This is a genomic window from Streptomyces sp. NPDC059851, from assembly GCF_042732005.1.
GTDB lineage: Bacteria > Actinomycetota > Actinomycetes > Streptomycetales > Streptomycetaceae > Streptomyces.
Genome location: NZ_JBHWJJ010000216.1, coordinates 1 through 8,746, shown reverse-complemented (window position 1 = coordinate 8,746; position 8,746 = coordinate 1). Strand labels below are relative to the sequence as shown.

Annotated in this window: 11 protein-coding genes, 1 tRNA gene and 2 pseudogenes; 7 read left to right on the top strand and 7 right to left on the bottom strand. The window is 69.0% G+C overall.

All coding sequences use genetic code 11. The annotated features are described in order from the left end of the window. Together ACFV7Q_RS37360 and ACFV7Q_RS37355 are read right to left on the bottom strand one after the other, a co-directional pair. A pseudogene (locus ACFV7Q_RS37360) lies at positions 1–109 on the bottom strand (hydrolase); the annotation flags it as partial. Between the two features lie 34 nt (positions 110–143). Next, positions 144–329: a hypothetical protein gene (locus ACFV7Q_RS37355; protein ID WP_385435404.1), complete on the bottom strand. Its 186-nt coding sequence runs from the start codon at positions 327–329 to the stop codon at positions 144–146. A gap of 460 nt (positions 330–789) precedes the next feature. Between ACFV7Q_RS37355 and ACFV7Q_RS37350 the strand changes: the two genes are divergently transcribed. Next, positions 790–1,728 (top strand): Yip1 family protein, encoded by a 939-nt coding sequence (locus tag ACFV7Q_RS37350; RefSeq protein ID WP_385435403.1) that lies wholly within the window; start codon positions 790–792, stop codon positions 1,726–1,728. 96 nt (positions 1,729–1,824) lie between these two features. Here the strand turns inward: ACFV7Q_RS37350 and ACFV7Q_RS37345 are convergent, their stop codons facing one another. Together ACFV7Q_RS37345 and dcd are read right to left on the bottom strand one after the other, a co-directional pair. Next, positions 1,825–2,322: a phosphoribosyltransferase gene (locus ACFV7Q_RS37345; RefSeq protein WP_385435402.1), complete on the bottom strand. Its 498-nt coding sequence runs from the start codon at positions 2,320–2,322 to the stop codon at positions 1,825–1,827. Next, entirely contained in the window at positions 2,319–2,906 is a 588-nt protein-coding gene (gene dcd, locus ACFV7Q_RS37340; protein ID WP_179172804.1) for a dCTP deaminase, read from the bottom strand. Before dcd ends, ACFV7Q_RS37345 begins: the two co-directional genes overlap by 4 nt. A gap of 471 nt (positions 2,907–3,377) precedes the next feature. Between dcd and ACFV7Q_RS37335 the strand changes: the two genes are divergently transcribed. Continuing rightward, positions 3,378–3,451 (top strand) — tRNA-Gly (locus tag ACFV7Q_RS37335). A 128-nt stretch (positions 3,452–3,579) separates the two neighbouring features. On the opposite strand, the gene ACFV7Q_RS37330 is transcribed toward ACFV7Q_RS37335, so the two are convergent. After that, a complete protein-coding gene (locus ACFV7Q_RS37330) occupies positions 3,580–3,960 on the bottom strand; it encodes a winged helix-turn-helix transcriptional regulator (RefSeq protein ID WP_385435401.1) in 381 nt (126 codons plus the stop codon). A gap of 109 nt (positions 3,961–4,069) precedes the next feature. Here ACFV7Q_RS37330 and ACFV7Q_RS37325 point away from each other — a divergent pair, with 109 nt between their 5' ends. Continuing rightward, the gene (locus ACFV7Q_RS37325) at positions 4,070–4,477 is read left to right on the top strand and encodes a RidA family protein (protein WP_385435400.1); all 408 of its coding nucleotides are present in this window, start codon (positions 4,070–4,072) and stop codon (positions 4,475–4,477) included. 49 nt (positions 4,478–4,526) lie between these two features. Here ACFV7Q_RS37325 and ACFV7Q_RS37320 read toward each other — a convergent pair. Further along, positions 4,527–4,642: pseudogene (locus ACFV7Q_RS37320) on the bottom strand (TetR family transcriptional regulator); the annotation flags it as partial. Positions 4,643–5,462: 820 nt separating this feature from the next. Here ACFV7Q_RS37320 and ACFV7Q_RS37315 point away from each other — a divergent pair. The 4 genes from ACFV7Q_RS37315 to ACFV7Q_RS37300 all read left to right on the top strand — a co-directional run bounded on the left by ACFV7Q_RS37315 (position 5,463) and on the right by ACFV7Q_RS37300 (position 8,120). After that, positions 5,463–5,666 carry a cold-shock protein gene (locus ACFV7Q_RS37315; RefSeq protein ID WP_361097031.1) on the top strand — a complete coding sequence of 68 codons (204 nt, stop codon included), beginning with the start codon at positions 5,463–5,465 and terminating at the stop codon, positions 5,664–5,666. A gap of 248 nt (positions 5,667–5,914) precedes the next feature. Continuing rightward, entirely contained in the window at positions 5,915–7,417 is a 1,503-nt protein-coding gene (locus ACFV7Q_RS37310; RefSeq protein ID WP_385435399.1) for a DEAD/DEAH box helicase, read from the top strand. 46 nt (positions 7,418–7,463) lie between these two features. Continuing rightward, positions 7,464–7,805: a CBS domain-containing protein gene (locus ACFV7Q_RS37305; RefSeq protein ID WP_385435398.1), complete on the top strand. Its 342-nt coding sequence runs from the start codon at positions 7,464–7,466 to the stop codon at positions 7,803–7,805. A gap of 6 nt (positions 7,806–7,811) precedes the next feature. Beyond that, positions 7,812–8,120 (top strand): SCO5918 family protein, encoded by a 309-nt coding sequence (locus ACFV7Q_RS37300; RefSeq protein WP_385435397.1) that lies wholly within the window; start codon positions 7,812–7,814, stop codon positions 8,118–8,120. Between the two features lie 119 nt (positions 8,121–8,239). On the opposite strand, the gene ACFV7Q_RS37295 is transcribed toward ACFV7Q_RS37300, so the two are convergent. Further along, positions 8,240–8,599, bottom strand: coding sequence for a hypothetical protein (locus ACFV7Q_RS37295; protein ID WP_385435396.1), 360 nt, complete (start codon positions 8,597–8,599; stop codon positions 8,240–8,242). Positions 8,600–8,746: the final 147 nt, after the last annotated feature.

Here is an 8,746-nt window from a genome sequence, read left to right as displayed (position 1 = left end):
GGGTGCGGTCGTCCAGGACGGACACGAACCCCGGAGGCCCGGCGCGGAAGGTGGCGTCGCACTGCCCGCGGGAGTCGGCGGTGGAGAGGAACACCATGGACTGGCGGCTGCGCCCCGCCCCGGCGTCGTGCCCGCGGCCGTTCTCAGCGGTCGTCGCGGACCTGTTCCTGCTTCTGCGTCATCAGATTCGTACAGCCGAGGGCCACGGCGAGCAGCAGGGGAACCGTGACTCCGGTCGGGCTGTCCCCGAAGAGCGGCGCGACCAGCGCCAGCACCAGCAGAATCGCCACCGGAGTCCAGCGGACGATTTCCTTCGTGTTACCCGTCACGATCTCTTTCCCTTTCCTTGGAGCATCGAAGGCTACGGCAGTTCGAAAGGGGAGCTCGCGAGGCGGGAGCACGCCAGCCCCAAGGTTTCGAAGTTGCCACACAAGCCCGGGCCAGAACCCTCACGGCGGCCCGCCGCCCGGACTCCTGCGGCGGCCGGCCACGCGCGTTCGAGGGCCGTGGGCGCAGGCGTGCCGGCGGCCGTACCGCTCCCCCTCGCCGCGGCTCCGGGCCGCGGAGGCCGTGGCGCCGGACGCGGGGCGGCGACGCCGATATGTCCGCATTGCCGATCCATATGACGAACCTCCGGATAATGCCGTGCCGGCACGGCGCCCCGCCCGCCTACAGGGGTGGGGGCAGCCCCCCGGTGTTCCCCTAGGGGATGTCACAGCTCAGCCGCAAACGGTGGCTATTCCGGCACCCCGCCCACCGGCGCCCGCCGGACCAGGTACGTTCGATCACGTGGCTGGATTCAGGATCGGACGCGGCCGGGACGACAACCGCGCGCCTCAACAACCCCCGCGGCAGCAGCCGTACGGTCAGCAGCAACCGCAGCAGGCGCCGTACGGCCAGCAGCCCTACCCTCCCCAGCAGCAGTGGCCGCAGCAGGGCGCCACCGCCGGAGGAGGCCATGGCGAGCCCGAGTACTTCGACCCGTACGGGCACCCGCAGCCGCCCCACCAGGCGCCACAGCAGCCCCCGTACGGCCACGGGGGTCACGGGGGCCACGGGGGCTCGTACGCGAACGACAATCCCGGGCACACCCAGGTCTTCGCCGTCGGGGAGGACCCGTACGGCCCGCCCGGGACCTACCAGGCGGGCGACGCCGGCGGCGGCGCGGGCGCGATGGCTCCGGCCGGCCCGCGGCTGCCGTGGAAGGACCTGCTCAAGGGCATCGTGCTGCGGCCGGGGCCGACGTTCCTCCAGATGCGCGACTACGCCGTCTGGGGTCCCGCGCTGATCGTGACCTTCCTGTACGGGCTCCTGGCCGTCTTCGGCTTCGACGAGGCCCGCAAGGACGTCATGGACGCCACCCTCGCCAACGCCGTCCCGATCGTCCTGAGCGCCGGTGTGGCCTTCGTGATCTGCGGCCTGCTCCTGGGCGCCGTCACGCACACGCTGGCCCGGCAGCTGGGCGGTGAGGGCTCCTGGCAGCCGACCGTGGGCCTGTCCATGCTGGTCATGTCCATCACGGACGCGCCGCGCCTGCTGTTCGCGGTGTTCCTCGGCGGCGACAACATGTTCGTGCAGGTGCTGGGCTGGGCCACGTGGGTGGCGGCTGGCGCCCTGTTCACCTCGATGGTCAGCAAGTCGCACGACCTGCCGTGGCCGAAGGCGCTGGGCGCGTCCGCGATCCAACTGATCGCGCTCCTGTCGCTGATCAAGCTCGGCACCTTGTAGTCCCCGGCCCGGCCCGGACGCCGAAGCAGGAACGCGAAGGGGCCCGCGGCGCGCACTGCGCACCGCGGGCCCCTTCCCACACCGTTTCCGGGCCGGTCAGGCGTCGAGGATCTGCCCCTCGCGCTTGACGACGGGCGGCTCGACCGACCACGGGAACTCGATCCAGTCGTCGGTGCGCTTCCACACGTACTCGCACTTCACGAGCGAGTGCGACTTCTCGTAGATGACGGCCGAGCGGACGTCGGCGACGGTCCCGACGCAGAAGTCGTGGACGAGCTTGAGGGTCTTGCCGGTGTCGGCGACGTCGTCGGCGATCAGGACCTTCTTGTCGGAGAAGTCGATCGCGTCCGGGACCGGCGCCAGCATGACCGGCATCTCCAGCGTGGTGCCCACGCCGGTGTAGAACTCGACGTTCACGAGGTGGATGTTCTTGCAGTCGAGGGCGTACGCCAGCCCGCCGGCGACGAAGACGCCGCCGCGGGCGATGCTCAGGATGATGTCGGGCTGGTAGCCGTCCTCGGCGATGGTCGTCGCCAACTCGCGGACGGCGCGGCCGAAGCCCTCGTAGTTCAGGGATTCGCGTACGTTGCTCATGCCTCGTGCCTCACCTGGGTGCGGTGGAAGTTCTGGAAGGAACGCGACGCCGTCGGGCCGCGCTGGCCCTGGTACCGCGACCCGTACCGCTCGCTCCCGTACGGGAACTCGGCGGGCGAGCTGAGCCGGAACATGCACAGCTGCCCGATCTTCATGCCGGGCCACAGCTTGATCGGGAGGGTGGCGAGGTTCGACAGTTCGAGCGTGACGTGACCCGAGAAACCGGGGTCGATGAACCCGGCGGTGGAATGCGTCACCAGCCCGAGACGGCCCAGGCTGGACTTCCCCTCCAGGCGGGAGGCGATGTCGTCGGGCAGCGAGATGACCTCGTACGTCGATGCGAGCACGAACTCGCCGGGATGCAGGATGAACGCCTCGTCGCCCTCCGGCTCGACCATCCTGGTCAGGTCCGGCTGCTCGATGGCGGGGTCGATGTGGGCGTAGCGGTGGTTCTCGAACACCCGGAAATAGCGGTCGAGACGCACGTCGATGCTGGAGGGCTGCACCATCGACTCGTCGAACGGGTCGATGCGCACCCGTCCGCTGTCGATCTCGGCCCGGATGTCTTTGTCAGAGAGAAGCACGTCCCGAGGATACGCAGAGCGCGCGAGCCACCCCCAATCGAGAGCGGACGCCCGCGCGCCCCGGCCGCCTACCGCTTGCCGGCGTCCCCCACCGGGACGGCGTGCCTCAGGCGCGCGCACCGCGGGCACCGCAGCAGTCGGCCCGGGCCGATCCGGCCGGCGCCGAGGTGCTGCAGCGGAAACGAAGCGGTACTGAAAACATGCCCTTCGGCACAACGGACGACGGTGTTCTCCATCGAGGTCCTTTCCCCAACCTGCCGTACTGCGACGAATCGCCACATTAGGGGATGTTCGGAACCTGCTCCAGCTGCCACTCCCGCGGCCCGACGCACCGGTACGTTACGCCCCAACTCCCGTGCGCACGACCGTCGGTGCACCCCACACACAACGAAGACCCCGCGGACGATTCACCGGGGGTCGATCATGGGGTAGAGTGTGCAACGGTACCGCTCCAGTCACCTGGAGCGACCTGCGGATGTAGTTTAATGGTAGAACATGAGCTTCCCAAGCTTATAGCGCGGGTTCGATTCCCGTCATCCGCTCCATAGCAAAGCCCCAGGTCAGCGACCTGGGGCTTTTGTGTTGCCGAGACCTCTCTATCCCTCCCGTGCCGTAACTACCTTCAGGGGGGTGTCGGATTGGGCACCCCTTCGCCACTCGCGGCCACCCCGCGTCAAGCGTCGAAGCGGTGGCGGGAGGCGTCGATGTGACCGAGGTACTGGTGTGTCCAGTCGCATAGTCCGTCGATCGTCACCCGCAATGCCTGGCCCGGCTCGGTGAGGGTGTACTCGACCCGCGGCGGCACAACGGGGTGCACCGTTCGCTCGACCAGGCCGTTGCGCTCCAGCATGCGCAGGTTCTGGGTGAGCATCTTGTGGCTGACGCCTTCGACCTCGTTCCGCAGCTCACTGAAGCGCAGGGTGCGCTGCCCCAGCGCCTCGATGATCAGGAGCGCCCATTTGTTGGCGACGTCCGAGAAGATCTCCCGCGCCAGAGAGTCCGCCCGCCTGAGGTCCGCGTCCTCGGGCGAGCCGCTGAGCTGCATGGTTCCCATCAGGTTCCCCAGTCACCGAAAAGTGCGTTCTTCCACGTCAGCGGTCACTCTCCTACGGTCACTGAGTAACCGCAAGAGAGCAGCTCGGAGAGCAACGGAGGCAAGCAGCATGGCCATCACCCTGGTGAACCCCGAGGGATTGCCGGAAGTCGACGCTTACCGGCAGGTGTCGATCGCGACCGGAACGAGGCTGGTCTTCGTCGCCGGGCAGGTCGCCTGGGACGCGGACGGTGCCACGGTCGGCGAAGGCGACCTCGCCGCTCAGGTGGAGCAGTGCTACCTCAACGTCGGCACCGCGCTGGCCGGGGTCGGCGGCTCCTTTGACGATGTGGCGAAGCTGACCGTTTACGTCGTCGACTGGACTCCCGACAAGATGCCCCAGCTCATGGAGGGACTCGGTCGGGCGGCCGCGAAGCTGGGCGTCACCGCGGCGCCGCCGGCCTCACTGCTGGGCGTCGCGGCGCTGGACGTACCCGGCCATCTGGTCGAGATCGAGGCAACCGCCGTTCTCGGCTGAGCCGGCGCTCCTCATCCCGGGCGGCGGGCCGTCCCCATACGTCGGCACCTCAGCCGTCGGCGGCGAGGCGGTCCAGCCACTCCCTCAGCAGGTGCTGTTCCGCGGGCTGAGGGGCGTCTGTTCGGGCAGCGAGGCACGCAGGACGCGGGCAGCGCCGGGCGGGCCCAGGTCACGCAGCACCTCACACCAGCCGCGTGCCAGCCGCACCTCTACGGGGCCTTGAACGCAAGCCCGTGCCACAACGTGCCAGTAGGGGCGGTAAACAGCGGTCACCAGCAGCTACGCCAAGTCGACAAACGCGAGGTCGCCAAAGACCGTTCTCACAGGTCAGATGGTACGCACGCACCCAAGTACCGGGTGATTCCCAAGCTCATAGCGCGGGTTCGATTCCCGTCATCTCCTCTTGAACGAAGACCCAGGTCAGCGACCTGGGCCTTTTTCGTTGTCCGGGTTGGCTCGCCCCGCCGGAGCGGGCGCTCCGACGGACGGCCACAGGGTCCGGAGCGGCTCCGCCTGAGACCGAACTCGCCTCCGCCTTGAGGTTGATGACAGCCGCACGGTCTTCCTGCCGCAGAGCCCGCGGAGATGCCGCCTGCCGTCCCCGCCGCGCCGCCCCCTTGCCCCAGGGAGGCGCCTCCGCCGCCGCGTCCTGCCCTCCGGCACCGTGCCCCGTCAGACACTGCCGAAACGCCGCATTATGAATGTGCGGATATCTGGGTTCGCGGGCAGAGATTTTAACCAGCACCCCGGGGAGAATTTTTACCGGCGACACACGGGAGCAAAAAACTGAACCCGCACGGACTGCACCGGCGTGCTACTGTCGGTTCAGTTGCAGTTTTGGTACCCGAAATTTCAGGCGCCCCGGCGGCCTCACGCCACACGGAAAGCGTTTTGCATTCCGGTCATTTTCCGGACGGGGAATCATCGCGGCGACACGGCGTCCGCAAAGTGCGGATTCCGCTGCACTGCCCCAAGGAGATATGACATGGCTGCTGGCACCGTGAAGTGGTTCAACGCGGAAAAGGGTTTCGGCTTCATCGAGCAGGAGAGTGGCGGGCCTGACGTGTTCGCCCACTACTCGAACATCGCCGCCCAGGGCTTCCGCGAGCTTCAGGAGGGACAGAAGGTCTCCTTCGACATCGCGCAGGGCCAGAAGGGCCCGACGGCCGAGAACATCGTTCCCGCCTGACTCTGACGCGTCATACGTAGCTGGGGCCCGCATCCTTCGGGGTGCGGGCCCCAGCTGCATTCACTTCCCGGGGATTCCGCGCGCACTCGAATCACCGCAGCCCGCTTTCACCGCTCCCCCGTCAATGATTCTGCACTCAGGCCCGAACCGCCCGGCTCGCGCTTCCATTCAGCTGGTTCCCGCAATTCCGACACCTCTCAGCCACGGTCGGAGTTTCTCGGTACGTGCCGTATCACGAAAGGTTCTGAATGAGCCCCGCACGCACGAACGGCCGTCCCTCCCGCACCCGCCGCACGGGCGGCCACGCTCCCGCCGAAGCGGGTCGGGGCGGTCGTTCTGGTTCCTTCGGCGCGAACCGAACGGGAGGTACGAGGCGGTCGGGCGGAAGCGGCAACGACCCGGCCCCGGTACGGGGGGAGTTCGCCCTGCCCAAGACGATCACCCCGGCGCTGCCTCCTGTCGAGAACTTCGCCGACCTCCCCCTGGACGAGCGCCTCCTGGCGACGCTCAGCACGCAGGGTGTGTCCGTCCCGTTCCCCATCCAGGGTGCGACGCTGCCGAACTCCCTGGCGGGCCGCGACGTGCTGGGCCGAGGCAGGACAGGTTCCGGCAAGACGCTCGCCTTCGGCCTGGCCCTCCTCGCCCGTACGGCCGGGCAGCCCACCAAGCCCCGTCAGCCGCTGGCCCTGGTCCTGGTCCCGACCCGGGAGCTCGCCCAGCAGGTCACGGACGCCCTCACCCCGTACGCGTGTGCCGTGAAGCTGCGCCTGGCCACCGTCGTCGGCGGAATGCCGATAGGCCGGCAGGCGAACGCGCTGCGAAGCGGCGTCGAAGTCGTCGTGGCCACTCCCGGGCGCCTCAAGGACCTCATCGACCGCGGCCACTGTCGGCTGGACGAGGTTGCCGTCACCGTCCTGGACGAGGCCGACCAGATGGCCGACATGGGCTTCATGCCCCAGGTGACCGCACTGCTGAACCAGGTCCGGCCCGAGGGCCAGCGGATGCTGTTCTCCGCGACCCTGGACCGCAACGTCGACCTCCTGGTCCGCGGCTACCTGACCGACCCCGTAGTCCACTCCGTCGACCCCTCCCAGGGCGCGGTCACGACGATGAAGCACCACGTCCTGCACGTGCACGGCGCCGACAAGCAGAGGCTGACCACCGAGATCGCGGCGCGGGACGGCCGGGTGATCATGTTCTTGGACACCAAGCACGCCGTGGACCGCCTCACCGAGGACCTGCTGGGTCACGGCGTCCGGGCAGCGGCACTGCACGGTGGGAAGTCACAGCCGCAGCGCGCCCGTACCCTGGCCTGGTTCAAGAACGGGCACGTCACCGTCCTGGTCGCCACGAACGTCGCGGCCCGCGGAATCCACGTCGACCAGCTCGACCTCGTCGTCAACGTGGACCCGCCCACCGACCACAAGGACTACCTGCACCGCGGCGGCCGTACCGCGCGAGCCGGCGCGTCAGGCAGCGTCGTCACCCTGGTCACCGCCAACCAGCGCCGCGCCATGGCACGCCTCATGACGGCCGCCGGCATCGTGCCCGAGACCACCCAGGTCCGCTCTGGCGAGGGCGCGCTCGCCCGGATCACGGGCGCGCGCACCCCCTCCGGCATTCCCGTGAAGATCACCGCGCCGCCCACCGAGCAGCGCGAGCGCGGCACTGCTTCTCGCGGCCGACGCAGTCCCGTCCCGGCGTCCCGGCGCGCCACCGCACGGCGGCGTTCCGTCGGCACGGCTGCCTGAGCGTCGCATGACAGGGAAGCCGACCCGTCCCCTCAGGAGGCACGTTGTGACGCCAGTCCAGATGCAGTCCCGTCCGACACACTTGCCCCAGACGCACCCCACGGTGGCCGACGCCACGGACTCGGCCACACCGCAGGTCTGTGACGACATGACCGTGGAAGTGGCCTTGGCCGTCATGGCCGGGGCCCGCACCGGCCACCTGCGCGTCTGCGACAACGACGATCAGTGCACCGGCCTGGTGACCGGGGCCCAGCTCGCCACCGTCCGTGACAGCGCCGCCTACACGGACCGGCTCCGGCTGCGCGACCTCTCTGGTCGCGGGCCGTCCGCCCCCTCCACGGCTCCCAAAACCAGAGCCGGTCTTACCTCTCCTTCTCTCTCCTTGTGAGGCATCGTGCGCTGTGTCATCGCCCGTTTCCCCTTCGACCTCACCAAGAGCGGTGTCCTGGAGTCCATGAAGGGCGCCAAACCCGAGGAGATCACCGGCGAATCCGTGATCATCGGTCGCCGCGCCTACCCCGTCAAGCAGGTCGGCCAGGTCATCACAGGCCAGGACCGCCGCGACTTCACAGCTGGTGAAGTCGTCCGCGCCATGACCAAACTCGGCTTCACCTGCCCCAGCCTCCCGCAGGGGAGCGCGCCCGCCCACAGCCTCGATCCCGTCCAGCACGCCTCCGCGGCACTCGGCGCTCAGAGTGCCTGACCGTGATCCACGGGGGGACATGAGCTGACACCCGTCGATGTACGAAGGGACCCCACCGGCACGTGTGCCGGTGGGGTCCGTTTCGTACATCGACGGGTGGCTCCTGCAGTGAGACGGGGTCAGTGATCGGAGTAGCTGACGTCGCCCACGGTCCAGGCGCTGATGTCCGCGATCGAGACGCGGTACATCCCGCCTGTCTCCGGGATCGCCACCGTGCCCTGGAGGATCCGCGCCAGGTGGAAGTGCAGGTGCGTGGGCGGCGCGTCCTTCGCCGCCGCGGCCGCGAAGACGGCGGAGAACTCGGCCAGCCGGTCGGAGTCCGCCAAGACCTCCGAGACCCGCTGCCGCCACACCGCTTCGGGTGCCAGCCGACCTGTGATGACAGCGCCCCCGGTCACGACGGTCAGGGACATCTGGTTGCTCCGCCCGGACTCCACCAGCCTGGCGACGTCAACGAGCAGCTCGTCAATCTTCGACATGAAACCCGATCCTACGGGGCACCTGACCCCGTCCACAGGTCGTCCTGCCGGGTGGGAAAGACACCGGGGGCGGGGGGGGGGCGGGGGCGCGGGGCCGGGGGCGCCCCCGGGCCCCACCCCCCCCCACCGGGGGAAGATAAAAAAAAA